Consider the following 19,306-nt stretch of genomic DNA (forward strand, 5'->3'; position numbering starts at 1 on the left):
TCCCAATGACCCGTACACAGCATACCGATGTGGTTCAGCGCCAATTTGGCGATCAGGCGGGTGCCTACCTCAGCAGCGCCGTGCATGCTCAAGGCAGCGAGTTCGCGCTGTTGCAGGCCGAGTTGCAGGGGCAGGGCGATGCACGCGTGCTGGACCTGGGCTGCGGGGCAGGTCACGTCAGCTTCCAGGTTGCGCCGCTGGTGGCGCAGGTGGTCGCGTACGATCTTTCCCAGTCCATGCTGGACGTCGTCGCCAACGCTGCCGCCGATCGCGCGCTGACCAATATCATGACCGAGCGTGGCGCGGCAGAATCGCTGCCATTTGCCGATGCGTCGTTCGACTATGTGTTCAGCCGCTACTCAGCCCATCACTGGAGCGACCTGGGCCTGGCGCTGCGCGAGGTGCGCCGCGTGCTCAAGCCGGGCGGCGTGGCGGCATTCATCGACGTCATGTCGCCTGGTAGCCCGCTGCTGGACACGTACCTGCAAGCGGTAGAAGTGCTGCGCGACACCAGTCATGTTCGCAATTATTCTGCTGCCCAGTGGCAGCGCCAGGTCAGCGAGGCCGGCCTGCGTGTTCGCAGTCATGCCCGGCAGTCACTGCGCCTGGAATTCGGCAGTTGGGTCGAGCGCATGCGCACCCCTGAGCCGATGCGCCTGGCCATCCGCGAACTGCAGCAAGCCATGGGCGAAGAAGTACGGCAGTATTACCAGATCGAGGCCGATGGCTCGTTCAGCACGGATGTGCTGGTGCTGTGGGCAGAACGTTAAGCCTTTTTCGGCGCGGCCCGATTCGCCGCGCTGCGTGAATGCATAGAGGAAAGCATGAGCAAGCAGATTTTGATTCTTCCGGGTGATGGCATCGGTCCTGAAATCATGGCCGAAGCCGTCAAGGTGCTGGAGTTGGCCAATGACAAGTACCAGCTCGACCTCAGCCTGACCCATGACGTGATCGGTGGCGCAGCCATCGACAAGCACGGGGTGCCGCTGGCCGATGAAACCCTGGAGCGTGCACGCCAGGCCGATGCCGTGCTGCTCGGCGCCGTAGGCGGTCCCAAGTGGGACAAGATCGAGCGTGACATTCGTCCTGAGCGCGGCCTGCTGAAGATCCGCTCGCAACTGGGGCTGTTTGCCAACCTGCGCCCGGCCATTCTCTATCCGCAGCTGGCCGATGCGTCCTCGCTCAAACCGGAAATCGTCTCTGGCCTGGACATCCTCATCGTTCGCGAGCTGACCGGCGGCATCTACTTCGGTGCCCCACGTGGTCAGCGCGAGCTTGAAGGTGGCGAGCGCCAGGCCTATGACACCTTGCCCTACAGCGAAAGCGAAGTGCGGCGCATCGCCCGCGTCGGTTTCGACATGGCCCGGGTGCGTGGCAAGAAGCTGTGCTCGGTGGACAAGGCCAACGTTCTGGCTTCCAGTCAGCTGTGGCGGGAAGTGGTCGAGAGCGTGGCACAGGATTACCCGGATGTGGAACTGAGCCACATGTACGTCGACAACGCGGCGATGCAGCTGGTGCGCGCACCGAAGCAGTTCGACGTCATGGTGACCGACAACATGTTCGGCGACATCCTGTCGGATGAAGCTTCCATGCTGACCGGTTCCATCGGCATGCTGCCATCGGCGTCGCTGGATGCCAACAACAAGGGCATGTACGAGCCCTGCCACGGCTCGGCGCCGGACATCGCCGGAGCAGGCATCGCCAATCCGTTGGCCACCATCCTGTCCGTGTCGATGATGCTGCGCTACAGCTTCGACCAATCGGCTGCTGCCGAGGCCATCGAGCAGGCTGTCAGCCTGGTGCTCGACCAGGGCTTGCGCACTGGCGACATTTTCTCCGAGGGCTGCCGCAAGGTCGGCACGCAGGAAATGGGCGACGCAGTAGTCGCAGCGCTGCGGAATCTGTAATCTCTCTGGCCCGCCATCCCCAATCCCGATGGCGGCCCACTTTTAGCAAAGGTGTAGTTGCGATGAAACGTGTAGGTCTGATCGGTTGGCGCGGCATGGTTGGTTCCGTGCTCATGCAGCGAATGCTGGAGGAGCAGGATTTCGACCTTATCGAGCCCGTGTTCTTCACCACCTCCAATATTGGTGGCCAGGGCCCGAACGTGGGCAAGGATACCGCGCCGCTCAAGGACGCGTATTCCATCGAAGAGCTCAAGACCCTCGACGTGATCCTGACTTGCCAGGGCGGCGACTACACCAATGAAGTGTTCCCCAAGCTGCGCGAAGCAGGCTGGCAGGGCTACTGGATCGATGCGGCCTCGTCCCTGCGGATGCAGGATGATGCGGTCATCGTGCTCGACCCGGTCAACCGCAAGGTCATCGACCACCAGCTTGATGCCGGTACCCGCAACTTCATCGGCGGCAATTGCACGGTCAGCCTGATGCTGATGGGCCTTGGCGGGTTGTTCGAGGCCGGTCTGGTGGACTGGATGAGCGCCATGACCTACCAGGCAGCGTCCGGTGCAGGGGCGCAGAACATGCGCGAGCTGATCAAGCAGATGGGTGCCACCCATGCGGCGGTCGCCGAGGACCTGGCCAACCCGGCCAGCGCCATCCTCGACATCGACCGTAAAGTGGCCGAAGCCATGCGCAGCGATGCCTACCCGGCTGAAAACTTCGGCGTCCCATTGGCCGGCAGCCTGATCCCCTGGATCGACAAGGAGTTGCCCAACGGCCAGAGCCGCGAAGAATGGAAGGCGCAGGCCGAAACCAACAAGATTCTGGGTCGCTTCAAGAACCCGATTCCGGTGGATGGCATCTGCGTGCGCATCGGTGCCATGCGTTGCCACAGCCAGGCGCTGACCATCAAGCTGAACAAGGACGTGCCGATCGCCGACATCGAAGGCATGATCAGCCAGCATAATCCTTGGGTAAAGCTGGTACCCAACCAGCGCGAAATCAGCATGCAGGAACTGACCCCCACCAAGGTGACCGGCACGTTGAACATTCCGGTTGGTCGTCTGCGCAAGCTGAACATGGGTTCCCAGTACCTGGGGGCGTTCACGGTAGGTGACCAACTGCTGTGGGGCGCTGCCGAACCGCTGCGTCGTATGCTGCGGATCCTGCTGGAACGTTGATACGGCCCCATCTGTACCCGAACCCGCGCTGCTCCCAGCGCGGGTTTTTTATTTTGAGGCGCGCGGTGAAGGTGGCAGGGGATACGAGGCTGCGCACAGGCAGGTGGCGACTACCTGCGACGGGCCGGCGTTGGCCTCGCTTGTGTAATGCGGGTAAAGTGCCGCTCCCGTTTCGCCAGAGGCAGCCTGCAATATGAAACCTTCATTCGATATCGCCGTCGTCGGTGCCACCGGCAGCGTCGGTGAGGCGTTGGTCCAGATTCTCGAAGAGCTGGATTTCCCGGTCGCCACCCTGCATCTGCTCGCCAGCATCGAATCGGCGGGCAGCAGCGTGATGTTCGCCGGGAAGAAGCTCAAGGTACGTGAAGTCGAGGGGTTCGATTTCGCGCAGGTCAAGCTGGCGTTCTTTGCAGCCGGTGCCGCGGTCAGCCGCAGCTTCGCCGCCCGAGCTGTGCAAGCGGGCTGCACCGTCATCGACCTGTCCGGTGCCCTGGACAACGCCTTGGTTGTCGTTCCAGAGGCCAACGCCGAGCAGGTGGCGGGGCTCAAGCGGCCCGCGCTGATCACAAGCCCCTGTTCAGGAGCCGTGGCCGCCGCCGCCGCGCTGGCCCCGATCAAGCATTTGCTGGACATCGAGCATGTACAGGTGGTGGCGTCTTTGGCGGTATCGGCCCAAGGCCGTGAGGCAGTCAACGAGCTTGCGCGGCAAACGGCCGAGTTGCTCAATGCCCGTCCGTTGGAACCGCGCTTCTTCGACCGCCAGGTCGCCTTCAACGTGCTGGCCCAGGTCGGCAAGGTCGACGAACAGGGTCATACCGCCGTGGAGCGGCGGATGGTGCAGGAGCTGCGCGAGCTGCTGGGCCAGCCTGAACTGAGTATTTCAGCAAGCTGCATTCAAGTCCCGGTGTTTTTCGGCGATAGCTTCAATGTGGCGGTGCAGTGCCGCCACGCCGTGGATTTGTCGGCCGTCAACCAGGCCTTGGACGTGGCGGCAGGCATCGAACGGGTAGATCCGGACGACTATCCAACACCGGTTGGCGACGCAGTGGGGCAGGACGTGGTCTATGTTGGACGTGTACGCCATGGCGTTGATCAAACCCGGCAGCTCAACCTCTGGTTGACCACCGACAATGTGCGCAAAGGCGCGGCGCTCAACGCTGTGCAGGTGGCACAATTGTTGATTAAACACGGTCTGTAAAAGATACTGGCAGGCACTTTTGTCCTGCTCTGCCTGCACGTTTCGGGACGATCCATACAAGGGAAGAGTTCATGCTTCGAATCCGCAAACTGGTTCTGGCCATGGCAGCAGCCTCGGCGCTGTCCTCGGGCATGGCCAACGCTCTGGGCTTGGGAGAGCTGACCCTGAAGTCGGCGCAGAACCAGCCACTGGAGGCCGAAATCGAACTGCTCGATGTGCGTGACCTGACCGCGGCGCAGCTGGCACCAAGCCTGGCCCCGCCTGAAGAGTTCGCCAAGGCAGGCGTGAACTTCTCCAGCGCCTTGCAGGACTTGCGCTTTACGCCTGTGATCAACCCCAATGGCCGAAGCGTGCTTCGCGTGACCTCCAGCCAGCCCATGCCGGGGCCGGTGGTCAAGTTCCTGGTACAGGTGATGTGGCCTCAGGGCCGCCTGTTGCGTGACTACAGCGTCCTGTTGGATCAGGCCAAGGCCCAGGGCCCGCAGGCCGCAACGGGCACTGTCGCCGCTGCGACCACCGGCCCTGGCAGCTATACGACCCAGCGCCGCGATACCCTGTGGCAGATCGCGGCGCGCAACGCCCAGGGCGGGTCGATCCAGCAAACCATGATCGCGATCCAGGCGCTGAACCCGGATGCGTTCATCGGCAACAACATCAACCAGCTCAAGGTAGGCCAGGTATTGCGCCTGCCCGATCAGCAACAGATCCAGAGCATCGCCCAAGGTGAAGCCAATCGCGAGGTCGCCGAGCAGTACGCGGCCTGGCGCGAGGGTAGACGCCTGGGGCCACGTGCCCGCCAGCTCGACGCCACCCGCCGTGGTGCAGCAGACGCCGCACCCGCTGCCATCGCCCAAGGCGACAACCTGCGCCTGGTCAGCCCCGGCAACCAGCCGGGTACCGGTCAGGCCAAGGCGCTGAACGACAAGCTGGCAGTGGCCCAGGAAAGCCTGGACACCAGCCGCCGTGACAACGAAGAACTCAAAAGCCGCATGTCCGACCTGCAGAGCCAGCTGGACAAGCTGCAGCGCCTGATCGAGCTCAAGAACGATCAATTGGCCCGGCTGGAAGCTCAAGGTGCGGCTACCCCTGCGCCAGCAGCAGCGGTCCCTGGCGAACCCGGTCAACAGGCCCTGGCGCCTGCGCAGGCTGCTGTCCGCCTGGGTGTCTGCGGCAGCGGGTTGGGCGTCTGGCGCAGCCGAGGGCGCTGGCGCGATCACGGGTTGATCGGGAACGGCCGGCTGGCTCGCCGTCGGGACCGGGTCGGTCACAGGCACAGCAGCCTCGACGACGTACTGGCAAGCCGCTGGTTGCTATGGCTGATCGCCGGTTCTACCGTCCTGGTCCTGGCGCTACTGCTCTGGCTGCTGGCGCGTAAGCGCAGGGCCCAACAGGAAGCCGAGAAGCATTTGCGCATGGCGCGCGCTCTGGAAGAGGAGCAGATCGAGGGTTTCGATCCAGAGGATGACAGCCTGGATGGCGTCGAAGTCGTGTCCCCGACCGTTACGCTCTCGCCAGCGGCGGTCGCCGCCTCGGCGGCAGCGGCAGCGGCCTCTGAAAAACCCGTTGCACAACCTGTGCGTGAGCCCGCGGCAGACCCTTATGGGCCCTTGTTGGCGCAGGCCGAGGTGTGCATTGCCGAGGGTCGCCTGAACCGTGCCACGGAGCTGCTGGAGCCTGCAGTTGCCAGCGCGCCCAGGCGCGATGACCTGCGCTTGAAATTGATGGAGGTCTACGCTCGCCAAGGTGATCAAAGCGCCTTCGCCGAGCAGGAGCGCCAGTTGCCGGCGACGGCGGGGAACACCGCAGAAGTGGCCGGCCTTCGCGAGCGTTACCCGGCGATGCTGGCCTTGGCGGCGGCCGGTGTGGGCGCTGCTGCCTTGGCTGCCAAGCTGGACGAGCAGTATGTGCAAGGGCTGCTCGATGATCAGCCGGTTTCATCACCTGCAGTGGCAGCGGAGCCGCAGGCTCAGGCCGCTGCCGATTCGGACGCCTTCGGGGATATTCCGACGCTCGATACTGCGCAGCTGGATGATCCGGCGCTGGATGACGATTTCGACTTGAGCCTGGACGAGCCTTCTCCCGAGCCCGCGACATCGGCTGCCAGCCCGACCACTGATGCGCTCGCTTCAGAGGCCCAAATGCAAGACCCGGCCGATGCAGACTTCGAAACCTTGCTGGCGCAAGCCAGCGCTGAAGCCACGCCAGCCCAGGATCTGTCCGATTTCGACCTGGACATCGGTGAACCCGAGGGGACGGGTGGTCGGGATGACGCAGCGCCCAGTGCAATCGATCCGGTACCGGCCTTTGATCCGGCCACCGATTTCGACCTGCCGGCCGATTTTGACCTCTCTCTGCAGGACGATTCGCCAGGCGCGCAACAGTTCGCCTCCGAACTCGATGACGTCAACGCCGAGCTGGACAAACTCTCGCAAAGTCTGGAGTCGCCCTCCCTGGAGCCGCACTTCACTGAAGAGGATGCCGCCGCGCAACCTGAGCTCGAACCGATCGACGACCTGGATTTCGACTTCTTTTCGGGCGCCGACGAGGTGGCCACCAAGCTCGATCTGGCCCGCGCCTACATCGACATGGGCGATCACCAAGGCGCCCGCGACATCCTCGACGAAGTGGTCAAGGATGGCGATGAACGTCAGCGCGAAGAAGCAGAGGATATGCTTTCGCGTCTGGTCTAGGCCTTCGCGTGGAGCCCTTTGATCGTAACCCGTGAACCCGATGGCAGCCCTGTACGGCTGCCATTGTCGTTATAATCCCCGGCATTTCGTACACCAACAGGTTGCAGATTCTTGGACATCATCGACACCGCCTCGGCCGAATCCGCTGCCGAAGGCTGCACGCGTATCGCCTTGGGTGTGGAATACAAGGGCGCCCGCTACCGCGGCTGGCAACGCCAGGCCAGCGGCGTGCCCAGTGTTCAGCAAGCCTTGGAACAGGCACTTTCCAAAGTGGCCAACGAGCCCATTTCAGTCGTCTGCGCCGGCCGTACCGATGCAGGCGTACATGGCTGTGGGCAGGTCGTGCATTTCGACACCCATGCGGTGCGTGACGAACGCGCCTGGACCATGGGCACTAATTTCAACCTGCCCCATGACATCAGCGTCGTATGGTCCAAGCCCATGCCAGCCGATTTCCATGCGCGCTTCAAGGCCTGTGCCAGGCGCTATCGCTACGTGATCTACAACGATCCGATTCGGCCTGCTCACCTGGCCGAGGAGGTGACCTGGAATCATCGTCCGCTGGACATCGAGCGCATGGCGCAGGCCGCTTCGAGCCTGCTTGGCACCCATGATTTCAGCGCGTTCCGCGCTAGCCAATGCCAGGCCAAGTCGCCGATCAAGCACATCTATCACCTGCGGGTTACCCGTCACGGGCAGATGATCGTGCTGGATATCCGGGCTACCGCGTTCCTGCATCACATGGTACGCAACATCGCCGGCGTGCTGATGGCTATCGGCGCGGGCGAACGGCCGGTGGAGTGGGCGCGTCAGGTGCTCGAGGGGCGGGACCGCCGCGAAGGTGGCGTCACGGCCCACCCCTATGGGCTTTATCTGGTCCAGGTGGAGTACCCGGGGGCCTTTGCGCTGCCCGAGCGTTACATTGGCCCGCACTTTCTGACGGGCTACGACGCATTGGCTGACTGACGCACGAAGCGCCATTTGCTAAGATTCCGCCTTTGACCACGCAAACAGGTTGCTGTCCATGAGCATCGTTCGCAGTAAAATCTGCGGGATCACCCGCATCGAAGACGCACTGGCGGCTGCCGAGGCTGGCGCCGATGCCATCGGGCTGGTCTTCTATGCCAAGAGCCCGCGTGCCGTGACCGTACAGCAGGCACGCGCCATCATTGCCGAGCTGCCGCCCTTCGTGACCACGGTCGGGTTGTTCGTCAATGCCACGCGTTGCGAGCTGAGTGAAATACTCGAAGCGGTGCCACTGGACCTCTTGCAGTTCCATGGTGATGAAACCCCGCACGATTGCGCAGGCCATCACCGGCCGTGGATCAAGGCCTTGCGGGTACGTCCGGGTGACGACCTGAAGCTTGCGTGCCGGCAATATGCCGACGCATCCGGCATCCTGTTGGACACCTTCGTGCCGGGTATCCCTGGAGGCACGGGCGAAGCGTTCGACTGGTCACTGGTGCCTGCCGGCCTGGGCAAGCCGATCATTCTGGCCGGTGGTCTGTCGGCGGACAACGTCGGGCAGGCGATCGCCCAGGTGCGCCCGTACGCGGTCGATGTCAGCGGCGGTGTCGAGCAGGCCAAGGGCATCAAGGACGCGGCCAGGATCGAAGCATTCGTACGCGCGGTGAAACAGGCTTGAGCAGATGTGACGGCAGGCAGCGCGCCATCGTCCATAGCTATCTCAGCCCCATGGGCCAGCCGGCCCTGCGTGGGGCGGTCAACCGAATTGTTCAGGGTGGTGCGGCAGGGGTGATGAACCCGGGTTGCCGCATCACCTACGTTTCATAAGCATTTGAGCTCAAAAGGGCAGGGCAGGCCGGCTACGCTGGTCCCCTCCCGCCGATACTGGAGAAAGAAAGCATGAGCAACTGGTTAGTCGACAAACTGATCCCTTCCATCATGCGTTCCGAGGTGAAGAAGAGCTCGGTACCTGAAGGCCTGTGGCACAAATGCCCGTCCTGTGAGGCCGTGCTGTACCGTCCGGAGCTGGAAAAGACCCTGGACGTATGCCCCAAGTGCAACCACCACATGCGCATCGGCGCACGTGCACGCATCGATATCTTCCTGGATGCCGAGGGCCGTGCCGAGCTGGGCGCCGACCTTGAGCCGGTCGACCGGCTGAAGTTCCGCGACGGCAAGAAGTACAAGGACCGTCTGACCGGCGCGCAGAAGCAGACCGGTGAAAAAGACGCCCTGATCTCCATGAGCGGCACCCTGATGGGCATGCCGATCGTGGTCAGCGCGTTTGAATTTTCCTTCATGGGCGGCTCCATGGGTGCCATCGTCGGCGAGCGTTTCGTGCGCGCAGCCAACTATGCCCTGGAACATCGCTGCCCGATGGTGTGTTTCTCGGCTTCCGGGGGTGCCCGCATGCAGGAAGCGCTGATCTCGCTGATGCAGATGGCCAAGACCTCTGCGGTGCTGGCGCGTCTGCGTGAAGAAGGCATCCCGTTCATCTCGGTACTGACCGACCCCGTCTACGGCGGCGTGTCCGCCAGCCTGGCGATGCTGGGCGACGTCATCGTTGGCGAGCCCAAGGCCCTGATCGGCTTTGCCGGCCCACGCGTCATCGAGCAGACCGTACGCGAGAAGTTGCCTGAAGGCTTCCAGCGTAGCGAATTCTTGCTGGAGCACGGTGCCATCGACCTGATCATCTCCCGGGGCGACCTGCGTCCACGGCTGGCGCGCCTGCTGGCCCAGATGACCGGCCAGCAGACCCCGGTCGAGGCCCTCGAGGCGGCTGCTGTCGCGTGATGACCCAACGGACCCTTGGCGAGTGGCTCGCCTATCTCGAGCAGCTGCACCCCTCTGCCATCGACATGGGGCTGGAGCGTTCGCAAGCGGTGCTGGCGCGCCTGGCACTGGGCAAGCTTGCCCCGCGTGTGGTGACAGTAACGGGCACCAACGGCAAGGGTTCGACTTGCGCGTTCCTCGCTTCGCTGCTGCGCACACAGGGGCTGAGGGTCGGCGTGTACAGTTCGCCGCACCTGCTGCGCTACAACGAGCGCGTGCTCATCGACGGCGTTGAAGCCAGCGATGCGCAGTTGTGCGAGGCGTTCGCAGCGGTCGAGGCGGCGCGCGGCGAAATCTCCCTGACCTATTTCGAGATGGGTACCCTGGCGGCGTTCTGGCTGTTCGAGCGTTCGCAGCTCGATGCGGTGGTGCTGGAAGTCGGGCTGGGTGGGCGGCTGGACACGGTGAATGTCGTGGACGCCGACATCGCGCTCGTGACCAGCATCGGGGTCGATCACATCGATTACCTGGGCGATACCCGCGAGCAGGTGGCTTTCGAGAAGGCAGGTATCTTCCGTGCCGGCAAGCCCGCGCTCTGTGGAGACCTCGATCCGCCCCAGCCGTTGCTCGACAAGGCCAGCGAACTGGCAGCTCCGCTGCGGTTGCGGGGCCGCGACTTCGACCTTCAGGTGGCCGAGCATGGCTGGAGCTGGCACGGCACATCCGGCGAAGGTGAAAAAGTCGTCTTGATGGACCTGCCCGTGCTGGATCTGCCCATGGAAAACGCCGCCTTGGCCCTGCAGGCCTACCTGCTGAGCGGCTTGCCCTGGCGTCCTGCGCAGCTGCGCCAGGCACTGGTCGATACGCGCATCACGGGTCGCCTCGATCGGCGCGTGATCCACTGGCGTGGCGCTGCGGTCGAGCTGCTGCTGGATGTCGGGCACAACCCACATGCAGCTCAGTACCTGGCCCGGCGTCTGGCATCCAGGCCACTGGCTGGCCGGCGTCTGGCCGTGTTCGGCTTGCTGTGCGACAAGGACCTCGAGGGTGTGATCGCGCCCTTGCAGGCCCTGGTCGATGAGTGGGCCGTCACACCGCTTGCCACCCCGCGTAGTCGGCCTGCTGCTGAATTGGCACAGACCCTGACGAACCTCGGCGCCACGGTGAAGTCTTATGCCAGCGTCGACGCTGCCCTGGAGGGGCAGTGCGCGAACGCCACGGCAGATGATCAGATCCTGCTGTTCGGTTCGTTTTTCTGTGTCGCTCAGGCGCTGGAATGGTTGCAGCGGCATCCCCAGGAGGGTGGGATAGATGGCAGTGCTGGATAAAGGAATGAAGCAGCGCATGATCGGTGCGCTGGTGCTGGTCGCGCTGGCGGTGATTTTCCTGCCAATGCTGTTTTCGCGGCAGGATGAAATGCGTGAGGTGCACGTCGATGCCCCTCAGGCGCCTGTTGCACCGTCGGTGCCTGAGGTAAAGGTCGACCCTGTTGCCGTGCCCGAACCCCAGGCCTTGCCAGAGCAAGCGGATCCGGCGCCGGTGGTGGTAGACGAGTCGTCCGCGCCAGCGCGTGCGCCCAGCCAGCCCATCACGCCGTCGCCGCAGGCCCAGCAGGCCCAACCTGCTCCGCCGGCCGTGGCCAAGGTAGAGCCCAAGGCGCCGGCCGCTTCTGCGCCAGCAGCAACGTCGACCAAGGCCGGCGCGCCGTCCAAACTGGACGCCAACGGCCTGCCGGTCAGTTGGTCGATTCAATTGGCGAGCCTGTCCAACCGGGCAGGCGCCGAGAAGCTGCAGCAGACCCTGCGTAGCCAGGGCTACAACGCCTATATCCGCGCAGCCGGTGGCATGAATCGGGTGTATGTCGGCCCGCTGATCGAGCGTGCCGACGCCGAGCGTACCCGCGATGCCATCAACCGCCAAAACAGCCTCAAAGGCTTCGTCGTGCGCTTCCAGCCGGAACGCAGCTGAAGGAGAGGGCGGCATTGCCGTCCCGTCCTAGTCAGCGAGCATATTGGCGGTGCCCAGCAGGCTTGCTGTCCTGGCTGGGCGATCCACTGACATTCCGCTTACCCAAGCCCTCGTCGCTCTGGTAAAATCCGCCGCCTCAACGATCTGCAGGCAGCACCGTGGCATTTACCCTGGTTGATTGGGCGATCATCGCGATCATCGCCATCTCCACACTGATCAGTCTCAAACGCGGCTTCGTCAAGGAAGCCCTGTCCTTGCTCATCTGGATCATTGCCGGTGCGGTGGCGTGGATGTTCGGTGGCTCGCTCTCGGTGTACCTGGAGAGCTATATTCAGACGCCCTCCATGCGTGTGATCGCCGGCTGCGGTATCTTGTTTGTCGCCACCTTGCTGGTGGGGGCGATGCTCAACTTTCTCATCGGCGAACTGATCCGTGTTACCGGCCTATCGGGCACCGATCGTTTTCTGGGCATGGTCTTCGGCGCCGCCAGGGGCGGCCTGCTGGTGGTCGTGGCACTCGGGCTGCTGAGCCTGGGGCCGGTTCAACAAGACGCGTGGTGGCAGGAGTCTCGCCTGATCCCACGGTTTCTACTGGTAGCCGACTGGTCCAAAAACCTGGTCGTGGGCTTCACCAGCCAATGGATGTCCAACGGAGCGATCAGCACACCGGCCGATCTTCCGTTCAAGGAGCAGCTGCTCGGGCCGACCCGGCCTTGAGCGCTATTCACTCAAGTTTCATCAAAGTAGGGGTTGCGTCGCATGTGTGGCATCGTCGGTATCGTCGGTAAGTCGAACGTCAATCAGGCGCTGTATGACGCGCTTACGGTCCTCCAGCACCGCGGCCAGGACGCTGCCGGTATCGTGACCAGCCATGACGGCCGGTTGTTCCTGCGCAAGGATAATGGCCTGGTGCGCGATGTGTTCCAGCAGCGCCACATGCAACGCCTGGTGGGGAGCATCGGCATCGGCCATGTGCGCTACCCGACAGCCGGCAGCTCGACCTCCGCCGAGGCCCAGCCGTTCTACGTCAACTCGCCATACGGCATCACCCTGGCTCACAACGGCAACCTCACCAACGTCGAGCAGTTGGCCAAGGAGATCTACGAGTCGGACCTGCGTCACGTCAACACCAACTCCGATTCCGAGGTGCTGCTCAACGTATTCGCTCATGAGCTGGCCGTGCGCGGCAAGCTGCAGCCTACCGAGGAGGACGTGTTCGCCGCGGTCTCCCATGTGCACAGCCGCTGCGTCGGCGGTTACGCCGTCGTTGCCATGATCACGGGCTACGGCATCGTCGGTTTCCGCGACCCCAACGGTATCCGTCCGGTCGTCTTCGGTCAGCGCCACACCGACGAAGGTGTGGAGTACATGATCGCGTCGGAAAGCGTTGCGCTCGACGTGCTCGGGTTCACCCTGATTCGCGACCTGGCGCCAGGTGAAGCGGTGTACATCACCGAAGAAGGCCAGCTGTACACCAAGCAGTGTGCCCAGGCCCCGAAACTGCAACCCTGCATTTTCGAACACGTCTACCTGGCCCGCCCGGACTCGATCATGGACGGTGTCTCGGTGTACAAGGCGCGTCTGCGCATGGGCGAGAAGCTCGCCGACAAGATTCAGCGCGAGCGCCCGGATCATGGCATCGACGTGGTCATCCCTATCCCGGACACCAGCCGCACTGCCGCGCTTGAGTTGGCTAACCACCTGGGCGTGAAATTCCGCGAAGGCTTCGTCAAGAACCGCTACATCGGCCGCACCTTCATCATGCCGGGCCAGGCTGCCCGCAAGAAGTCCGTGCGCCAGAAACTCAATGCCATCGAGCTTGAGTTCCGTGGCAAGAACGTCATGCTGGTTGACGATTCGATCGTGCGCGGCACCACCTGCAAGCAGATCATCCAGATGGCGCGCGAGGCCGGCGCCAAGAATGTCTATTTCTGCTCCGCAGCACCTGCAGTGCGCTACCCCAACGTCTACGGCATCGACATGCCGAGCGCTCACGAACTGATCGCCCACAACCGTACCACCGAGCAGGTGGCCGAGTTGATCGGCGCTGATTGGCTGGTCTATCAGGACCTGCCTGACCTGATCGATTCGGTCGGTGGCGGCAAGATCAAGATCGAGCATTTCGATTGCGCGGTATTCAACGGTGAGTATGTCACTGGCGATATCGATGAAGCCTACCTTGACCGTATCGAGCAGGCCCGCAATGACCTGGCCAAGGTCAAGACCCAGGCAGTCAGCGCAATCATCGACCTCTACAACAACTGATTTCAGGGAGCGATGGCATGACCGATCAATGGGATGCCGGGCGACTGGACAGCGACCTGGAGGGTGTCGGCTTCGACACCCTGGCAGTGCGCGCCGGTCAGTGCCGTTCACCGGAGGCCGAGCACAGCGAAGCGCTGTTCCTGACCTCCAGCTACGTATTCCGTACGGCTGCCGATGCGGCTGCGCGCTTTGCCGGTGAAACCCCAGGCAATGTCTATTCGCGCTATACCAACCCGACCGTACGGGCATTCGAAGAGCGCCTGGCGGCAATGGAAGGTGCCGAGCAGGCCGTGGCCACCTCCACTGGCATGGCGTCGATTCTGGCCGTCGTCATGTCGCTGTGCAGTGCAGGCGATCATGTACTGGTGTCTCAGAGCGTGTTCGGGTCGACCATCAGCCTGTTCGAGAAGTACTTCAAGCGCTTCGGCTTGCAGGTGGACTACGTGCCGTTGGTCGATCTTGCTGGCTGGGAGCAGGCCATCCAGGCCAATACCAAGCTGCTGATCGTCGAGTCGCCTTCCAACCCACTGGCCGAATTGGTCGATATTGCTGCGCTCAGCGAAATCGCCCATGCCCGTGGGGCCATGCTGGTGGTGGACAACTGCTTCAGCACACCGGCCTTGCAGCAACCGCTCAAGCTCGGTGCCGACATCGTCTTCCACTCCGCAACCAAGTTCATCGATGGCCAAGGCCGTTGCATGGGCGGTGCAGTGGCGGGCCGCGCCGAACAGATGAAGGAAGTGGTCGGTTTCCTGCGCACGGCGGGCCCGACGCTCAGCCCCTTCAACGCCTGGGTATTCACCAAGGGCCTGGAGACGCTGCGCCTGCGTATGCGCGCACACTGCGAGAGTGCTCAGGCGCTGGCGCAGTGGCTGGAGCAGCAGGACGGCATCGAAAAAGTGCATTACGCCGGCCTGCCGAGCCATCCGCAGCACGAATTGGCCAAGCGCCAGATGAGTGGCTTCGGCGCTGTAGTGAGCTTTGAGGTCAAGGGCGGCAAGGAAGGGGCCTGGCGCTTCATCGATGCTACCCGGGTCGTCTCGATCACCACCAACCTGGGTGACAGCAAGACCACCATCGCTCACCCGGCCACCACCTCCCATGGCCGCTTGACGCCGCAGGAGCGTGCGGCTGCCGGCATCCGCGACAGCCTGATTCGTGTCGCTGTGGGCTTGGAAGACGTGGCGGATCTACAGGCTGATCTGGCGCGTGGACTGGCGGCATTGTGATCGAAATTGGCCTCAATACGCCCGGCCATAACGGCCGGGTCGCTTTGGTCACCGGTGCCGCGCGCGGTATTGGACTTGGTATTGCCGCCTGGCTGATCTGCGAAGGTTGGCAGGTGGTGCTCAGTGACCTCGACCGCCAGCGGGGGGCGAAAGCGGCCAAGGCACTGGGGGACAATGCCTGGTTCATCACCATCGATGTAGCAGACGAGTCCCAAGTCAGTGCCGGGGTGTCCGAGGTGCTCGGGCAATTCGGCAGGCTTGACGCGCTGGTGTGCAATGCTGCGATTGCCAACCCCCACAGCCAGACGCTTGAAAGCCTGAGCCTGGCTCAATGGAATCGTGTGCTGGCAGTCAATCTCAATGGCCCGATGCTGCTGGCCAAGCACTGTGCGCCTTACCTGCGCGCGCACAATGGCGCCATCGTCAACCTGACGTCCACGCGGGCGCGGCAGTCCGAGCCTGACACTGAAGCTTATGCCGCCAGCAAAGGGGGCCTGGTGGCACTGACCCATGCGCTGGCCATCAGCCTGGGCCCGGAGATTCGTGTCAACGCCGTGAGCCCGGGGTGGATTGATGCCCGAGATCCCTCCCAGCGCCGTGCCGAGCCCTTGAGCGATGCCGACCACGCCCAGCACCCCACCGGTCGCGTGGGCACCGTCGAGGACGTTGCAGCCATGGTCGCCTGGCTGCTGTCCCGGCAGGCAGCGTTCGTGACCGGTCAGGAGTTCGTGGTCGACGGCGGTATGACCCGCAAGATGATCTACACCTGAAGGCCCTCGTGGGCAGGTAGGCAGAGGAGGGGACCGCAAGGTCCCTTTTTCATGTCCAGGCTTGGCTTGGGTCTGAATCAGGATGTGCTCGGCTTTGCACTGGGCACCGGCGACTTGGAAAAAAACTCAACAGGGCTATTGACTTAGCGTCGTCACCTGCGTAAATTTCGCGGCCTCAGCGAAGCAAACGCAACAAGCAACATCGCGAGGGTGATTAGCTCAGCCGGGAGAGCATCTGCCTTACAAGCAGAGGGTCGGCGGTTCGATCCCGTCATCACCCACCACTTCCTGAGATGTTCCTGACGCTCAAAGCTTTGCAAGAAGCTGACAGCCAGAGAGGAATGCACTGCGCAGCGGTAGTTCAGTCGGTTAGAATACCGGCCTGTCACGCCGGGGGTCGCGGGTTCGAGTCCCGTCCGCTGCGCCATTTTGATTAACAGATGGGTGCTTGTCACCGGTCTGAAGCCACAAGGTCGAGCGCCTTGGGCTGACCCAGTTTCAATCGGGCGCAAGCCTGAACGATACGCAGCGGTAGTTCAGTCGGTTAGAATACCGGCCTGTCACGCCGGGGGTCGCGGGTTCGAGTCCCGTCCGCTGCGCCATCTTCGCATCAAGGTCCCTAGAACACCTTGAGGCAACCATGACGAATGGTCATTGAGCCGTTTTTCATGCCTTCCCCCAGGCTGTCTGGTGGGTAGACCCAAGTTTCAATCGGGCGCAAGCCTGAATGATACGCAGCGGTAGTTCAGTCGGTTAGAATACCGGCCTGTCACGCCGGGGGTCGCGGGTTCGAGTCCCGTCCGCTGCGCCATCTTCGCACCAAGGGCCTTTGAACACCTTGGCGCTACGCGAAAGCGACCTTCGGGTCGCTTTTTGCGTTTTTGGCGTTTGCCGTATTGACCTTGCCGCCTGCATGAAACCTTGCGGGTACTTCACCGACCAGCGGTTCCTGTACCTGGCTGCTGTGTTGCACAATAGGCACCTTCTTGAAATACCCGGAACCCTCGATGACAAGATCTTCCGTTTCTGGTGCGCTCGTGCTGGCCGCCCTGTTGGCCGTGTCGAGCGGTTGTGCGTCCAAGAAACCTGCGGTGTACGAGCATGAGAACTTCGACGACTCAGGCACGTTCTCGCGCAGCTTTCCCGTAGGTGATGCCAACTCCTGCGAAGCCGCACGCCGTGCGCTGCTCAGCCAGGGCTATATCATCACCAGCAGCGGCCCGAACCAGGTGGTCGGCAACAAGAGTTTCCAGCAAAACAGCGATAACCACCTGCAGATCAGCTTCAATGTCACGTGTGCGCCCGATGCGAGCGACGAGCAGCACTCGACCATGTTCGCCAACGCCCTGCAGGACCGCTATGCCCTGAAGAAGTCCAATACATCGGCAAGCCTGGGAGTAGGGGTGCTGGGGTCGGTGTCGATGCCGATTGGCTCGAGCGATGACTCCATGGTGAAAGTGGCCAGTGAGACAGTCACCGCCGCGCAGTTTTACGACCGCTACTTCGCGTTGGTGGAAAGTTACCTGCCCAAGACCAAGCCCAAGGCCCAATCCTTGAGCCAGCCCAAAGCTGAACAACCCGCGCCCAAGGCTGAGAAGCCTGCGGTGGAACTGGGCTTGCCGGAGCAGGCGGCGGCAAACCCAGCGCCACTCCCGGTCGAGGCTGCACCTGCACCTGCACCTGCACCTGCACCGGCTGAGTCAGACACTGCGCCCAAGGACGGTGCATCGCCCGCGGCCGTCGCGCCTAGCCAGCAGGCTCTCCAGACACCTGACAGTGGGGATGAATTGAGCTCGCAGCCCGTTGCGCCCCCGGCCGATGCGGCGCCCATCGAGGTGCAGCCGGCCGTGCCAGCCCCGCAGGATCAAACGGCTACACAGGGCCAGCCCTCTACCCCATGAGGCCGCAAAGCCGGCGCCGCCACGCTTCGGGCGTCAAATCGGCCAGGCGCTAGCGAGGTTTGACGGACCGGTCGATCAGCGGTACGCCACTGAGCGCCTGCAGCGTTTGGAAGGTGATGGCCGCGCAAATCTCGACCACTTCGAGCCCTGCCGGCGTTACGTCCAGTACCGCGAGGTCCGTGTAGATGCGGCTCACGCACCCGATGCCCGTCAGAGGGTAGGTGCATTCGCTCACCAATTTGCTTTCGCCGGTTTTGGTCAGGTGGTCCATCATCACGAACACTTGCCGGGCGCCGGTGGCCAGGTCCATCGCGCCGCCCACCGCGGGGATCGACCCCTCGGCGCCGGTGTGCCAGTTAGCCAGGTCGCCGTTCACCGAAACCTGAAAAGCACCGAGCACGGCGATGTCCAGATGCCCACCGCGCATCATCGAAAATGAATCGGCGTGGTGGAAATAGGCACCACCGTTCAGCAGGGTCACGTGCTGCTTGCCAGCATTGATCAAGTCGTCGTCTTCCTCGCCTGGCGCAGGGCTGGGTCCCATGCCCAGCACTCCATTTTCACTGTGCAGGAACACTTCCTTGTCGCCCAGGTAGTTGGCGACCAGTGTGGGGGCGCCGATGCCCAGGTTGACGTAGGCACCTTCCTCAATGTCGGCGGCAACACGCTGGGCCATGGCGGTACGCGAGAGTCGTTGGTTGATGGTCATGGCCAGGCCTCAGAATGGGTGGGTGGTCTGATGAGCGGCGGCGGGGGCCGCTACCACGCGTTGCACGAAGATGCCCGGCGTGACGATATGCTCCGGGTCCAGCTCACCCAGCGCGACGATCTGGTCGACCTGGACGATGGCGGTCTTGGCAGCCATGGCCATGATCGGCCCGAAGTTGCGGGCGGCCTTGCGGTAGATCAGGTTGCCCCAGCGATCACCCTTGTGAGCCTTGATCAAGGCGAAATCGGCGTGCAACGGCATCTCCAGTACGTACTGGCGGCCGTCGATCTCCCGCGTTTCCTTGCCTTCGGCGAGCAAGGTGCCATAGCCGGTAGGTGAAAAGAAGGCGCCGATGCCAGAGCCTGCTGCGCGAATGCGCTCGGCCAGGTTGCCTTGCGGTACGACCTCCAGCTCGATCTTGCCAGCCCGGTACAGGGCGTCGAAAACGTACGAGTCCGATTGGCGCGGGAACGAACAGATGATCTTGCGCACACGTTCGGCCTTGAGCAATGCAGCAAGGCCAGTGTCGCCGTTGCCAGCATTGTTGCTGATGATGGTCAGGTCGCGTGCACCGGTGGCGATCAACCCGTCGATGAGTTCAGAGGGCATGCCGGCCGTACCGAAACCGCCGATCAGCAGGGTCGAGCCATCGGTGATGCCCGCCACGGCGCTGGCAATGGTTGCGTGGGTCTTGTCGATCAAGGCGTAGCTCCCGTCGATGCTTGTAAAAAACGCCACCTGTGCAGTGCACCATAC

The 19,306-nt window shown here is 63.0% G+C and carries 17 protein-coding genes and 4 tRNA genes; 19 read left to right on the top strand and 2 right to left on the bottom strand.

Going from position 1 to position 19,306, the window contains the following annotated elements; genetic code table 11:
• The first annotated feature begins 5 nt into the window (after positions 1 to 5).
• From MOP87_RS06125 to MOP87_RS06215, 19 genes are all read left to right on the top strand, one after another.
• A complete protein-coding gene (locus MOP87_RS06125; protein ID WP_028688131.1) occupies positions 6 to 770 on the top strand; it encodes a class I SAM-dependent methyltransferase in 765 nt (254 codons plus the stop codon).
• Positions 771 to 824: 54 nt separating this feature from the next.
• A complete protein-coding gene (leuB, locus tag MOP87_RS06130) occupies positions 825 to 1,907 on the top strand; it encodes a 3-isopropylmalate dehydrogenase (protein WP_028688132.1) in 1,083 nt (360 codons plus the stop codon).
• A 62-nt stretch (positions 1,908 to 1,969) separates the two neighbouring features.
• The gene (gene asd, locus MOP87_RS06135) at positions 1,970 to 3,082 is read left to right on the top strand and encodes an aspartate-semialdehyde dehydrogenase (RefSeq protein ID WP_027916490.1); all 1,113 of its coding nucleotides are present in this window, start codon (positions 1,970 to 1,972) and stop codon (positions 3,080 to 3,082) included.
• 193 nt (positions 3,083 to 3,275) lie between these two features.
• Positions 3,276 to 4,280 carry an aspartate-semialdehyde dehydrogenase gene (locus MOP87_RS06140; RefSeq protein ID WP_110606743.1) on the top strand — a complete coding sequence of 335 codons (1,005 nt, stop codon included), beginning with the start codon at positions 3,276 to 3,278 and terminating at the stop codon, positions 4,278 to 4,280.
• A gap of 71 nt (positions 4,281 to 4,351) precedes the next feature.
• Entirely contained in the window at positions 4,352 to 6,970 is a 2,619-nt protein-coding gene (locus MOP87_RS06145; protein ID WP_242810245.1) for a FimV/HubP family polar landmark protein, read from the top strand.
• Positions 6,971 to 7,081: 111 nt separating this feature from the next.
• Positions 7,082 to 7,936: a tRNA pseudouridine(38-40) synthase TruA gene (gene truA / locus MOP87_RS06150; RefSeq protein WP_242810246.1), complete on the top strand. Its 855-nt coding sequence runs from the start codon at positions 7,082 to 7,084 to the stop codon at positions 7,934 to 7,936.
• Between the two features lie 58 nt (positions 7,937 to 7,994).
• Positions 7,995 to 8,615, top strand: a complete 621-nt coding sequence (locus MOP87_RS06155; RefSeq protein WP_027916495.1) for a phosphoribosylanthranilate isomerase — start codon at positions 7,995 to 7,997, stop codon at positions 8,613 to 8,615.
• A 221-nt stretch (positions 8,616 to 8,836) separates the two neighbouring features.
• On the top strand, positions 8,837 to 9,730 hold the full coding sequence (gene accD, locus MOP87_RS06160; protein WP_023535975.1) for an acetyl-CoA carboxylase, carboxyltransferase subunit beta: 894 nt from the start codon (positions 8,837 to 8,839) through the stop codon (positions 9,728 to 9,730).
• Complete coding sequence (folC, locus tag MOP87_RS06165) at positions 9,730 to 11,037, top strand: bifunctional tetrahydrofolate synthase/dihydrofolate synthase (RefSeq protein ID WP_242810247.1); 1,308 nt, start codon at positions 9,730 to 9,732, stop codon at positions 11,035 to 11,037. The genes accD and folC overlap by 1 nt, the downstream gene beginning before the upstream one ends.
• Positions 11,021 to 11,677, top strand: coding sequence for an SPOR domain-containing protein (locus MOP87_RS06170; RefSeq protein WP_028688136.1), 657 nt, complete (start codon positions 11,021 to 11,023; stop codon positions 11,675 to 11,677). Before folC ends, MOP87_RS06170 begins: the two co-directional genes overlap by 17 nt.
• Before the next feature lie 158 nt (positions 11,678 to 11,835).
• The gene (locus tag MOP87_RS06175) at positions 11,836 to 12,393 is read left to right on the top strand and encodes a CvpA family protein (protein WP_027916498.1); all 558 of its coding nucleotides are present in this window, start codon (positions 11,836 to 11,838) and stop codon (positions 12,391 to 12,393) included.
• Between the two features lie 42 nt (positions 12,394 to 12,435).
• Positions 12,436 to 13,941 carry an amidophosphoribosyltransferase gene (gene purF / locus MOP87_RS06180; RefSeq protein WP_023535974.1) on the top strand — a complete coding sequence of 502 codons (1,506 nt, stop codon included), beginning with the start codon at positions 12,436 to 12,438 and terminating at the stop codon, positions 13,939 to 13,941.
• 17 nt (positions 13,942 to 13,958) lie between these two features.
• Positions 13,959 to 15,170 (top strand): O-succinylhomoserine sulfhydrylase, encoded by a 1,212-nt coding sequence (locus MOP87_RS06185; RefSeq protein ID WP_027916499.1) that lies wholly within the window; start codon positions 13,959 to 13,961, stop codon positions 15,168 to 15,170.
• Positions 15,167 to 15,940 carry an SDR family oxidoreductase gene (locus MOP87_RS06190; protein ID WP_145280848.1) on the top strand — a complete coding sequence of 258 codons (774 nt, stop codon included), beginning with the start codon at positions 15,167 to 15,169 and terminating at the stop codon, positions 15,938 to 15,940. The genes MOP87_RS06185 and MOP87_RS06190 overlap by 4 nt, the downstream gene beginning before the upstream one ends.
• Before the next feature lie 208 nt (positions 15,941 to 16,148).
• A tRNA-Val gene (locus MOP87_RS06195) sits at positions 16,149 to 16,224 on the top strand.
• 66 nt (positions 16,225 to 16,290) lie between these two features.
• A tRNA-Asp gene (locus MOP87_RS06200) sits at positions 16,291 to 16,367 on the top strand.
• Between the two features lie 98 nt (positions 16,368 to 16,465).
• Positions 16,466 to 16,542: transfer RNA gene (locus MOP87_RS06205), tRNA-Asp, on the top strand.
• A gap of 132 nt (positions 16,543 to 16,674) precedes the next feature.
• Positions 16,675 to 16,751: transfer RNA gene (locus MOP87_RS06210), tRNA-Asp, on the top strand.
• Positions 16,752 to 16,947: 196 nt separating this feature from the next.
• The gene (locus MOP87_RS06215) at positions 16,948 to 17,841 is read left to right on the top strand and encodes a DUF2242 domain-containing protein (RefSeq protein WP_242810248.1); all 894 of its coding nucleotides are present in this window, start codon (positions 16,948 to 16,950) and stop codon (positions 17,839 to 17,841) included.
• A 49-nt stretch (positions 17,842 to 17,890) separates the two neighbouring features.
• On the opposite strand, the gene MOP87_RS06220 is transcribed toward MOP87_RS06215, so the two are convergent.
• Positions 17,891 to 18,550: a 3-oxoacid CoA-transferase subunit B gene (locus MOP87_RS06220; RefSeq protein ID WP_242810249.1), complete on the bottom strand. Its 660-nt coding sequence runs from the start codon at positions 18,548 to 18,550 to the stop codon at positions 17,891 to 17,893.
• A 9-nt stretch (positions 18,551 to 18,559) separates the two neighbouring features.
• Complete coding sequence (locus tag MOP87_RS06225) at positions 18,560 to 19,252, bottom strand: 3-oxoacid CoA-transferase subunit A (RefSeq protein WP_028688139.1); 693 nt, start codon at positions 19,250 to 19,252, stop codon at positions 18,560 to 18,562.
• Positions 19,253 to 19,306: the final 54 nt, after the last annotated feature.

Origin of the sequence: Pseudomonas sp. I3-I5, from assembly GCF_022699445.1 — a bacterium.
Taxonomy (GTDB): domain Bacteria; phylum Pseudomonadota; class Gammaproteobacteria; order Pseudomonadales; family Pseudomonadaceae; genus Aquipseudomonas; species Aquipseudomonas fulva.

Excerpts from the sequence above, each read along its gene's own strand:
- MOP87_RS06125 (WP_028688131.1), top strand. The coding sequence starts at position 6 with ATGACCCGTACACAGCATACCGATGTGGTTCAGCGCCAATTTGGCGAT.
- leuB (WP_028688132.1), top strand. The coding sequence starts at position 825 with ATGAGCAAGCAGATTTTGATTCTTCCGGGTGATGGCATCGGTCCTGAA.
- asd (WP_027916490.1), top strand. The coding sequence starts at position 1,970 with ATGAAACGTGTAGGTCTGATCGGTTGGCGCGGCATGGTTGGTTCCGTG.
- MOP87_RS06140 (WP_110606743.1), top strand. The coding sequence starts at position 3,276 with ATGAAACCTTCATTCGATATCGCCGTCGTCGGTGCCACCGGCAGCGTC.
- MOP87_RS06145 (WP_242810245.1), top strand. The coding sequence starts at position 4,352 with ATGCTTCGAATCCGCAAACTGGTTCTGGCCATGGCAGCAGCCTCGGCG.
- MOP87_RS06155 (WP_027916495.1), top strand. The coding sequence starts at position 7,995 with ATGAGCATCGTTCGCAGTAAAATCTGCGGGATCACCCGCATCGAAGAC.
- accD (WP_023535975.1), top strand. The coding sequence starts at position 8,837 with ATGAGCAACTGGTTAGTCGACAAACTGATCCCTTCCATCATGCGTTCC.
- folC (WP_242810247.1), top strand. The coding sequence starts at position 9,730 with ATGACCCAACGGACCCTTGGCGAGTGGCTCGCCTATCTCGAGCAGCTG.
- MOP87_RS06170 (WP_028688136.1), top strand. The coding sequence starts at position 11,021 with ATGGCAGTGCTGGATAAAGGAATGAAGCAGCGCATGATCGGTGCGCTG.
- purF (WP_023535974.1), top strand. The coding sequence starts at position 12,436 with ATGTGTGGCATCGTCGGTATCGTCGGTAAGTCGAACGTCAATCAGGCG.
- MOP87_RS06185 (WP_027916499.1), top strand. The coding sequence starts at position 13,959 with ATGACCGATCAATGGGATGCCGGGCGACTGGACAGCGACCTGGAGGGT.
- MOP87_RS06215 (WP_242810248.1), top strand. The coding sequence starts at position 16,948 with ATGACAAGATCTTCCGTTTCTGGTGCGCTCGTGCTGGCCGCCCTGTTG.
- MOP87_RS06220 (WP_242810249.1), bottom strand. The coding sequence starts at position 18,550 with ATGACCATCAACCAACGACTCTCGCGTACCGCCATGGCCCAGCGTGTT.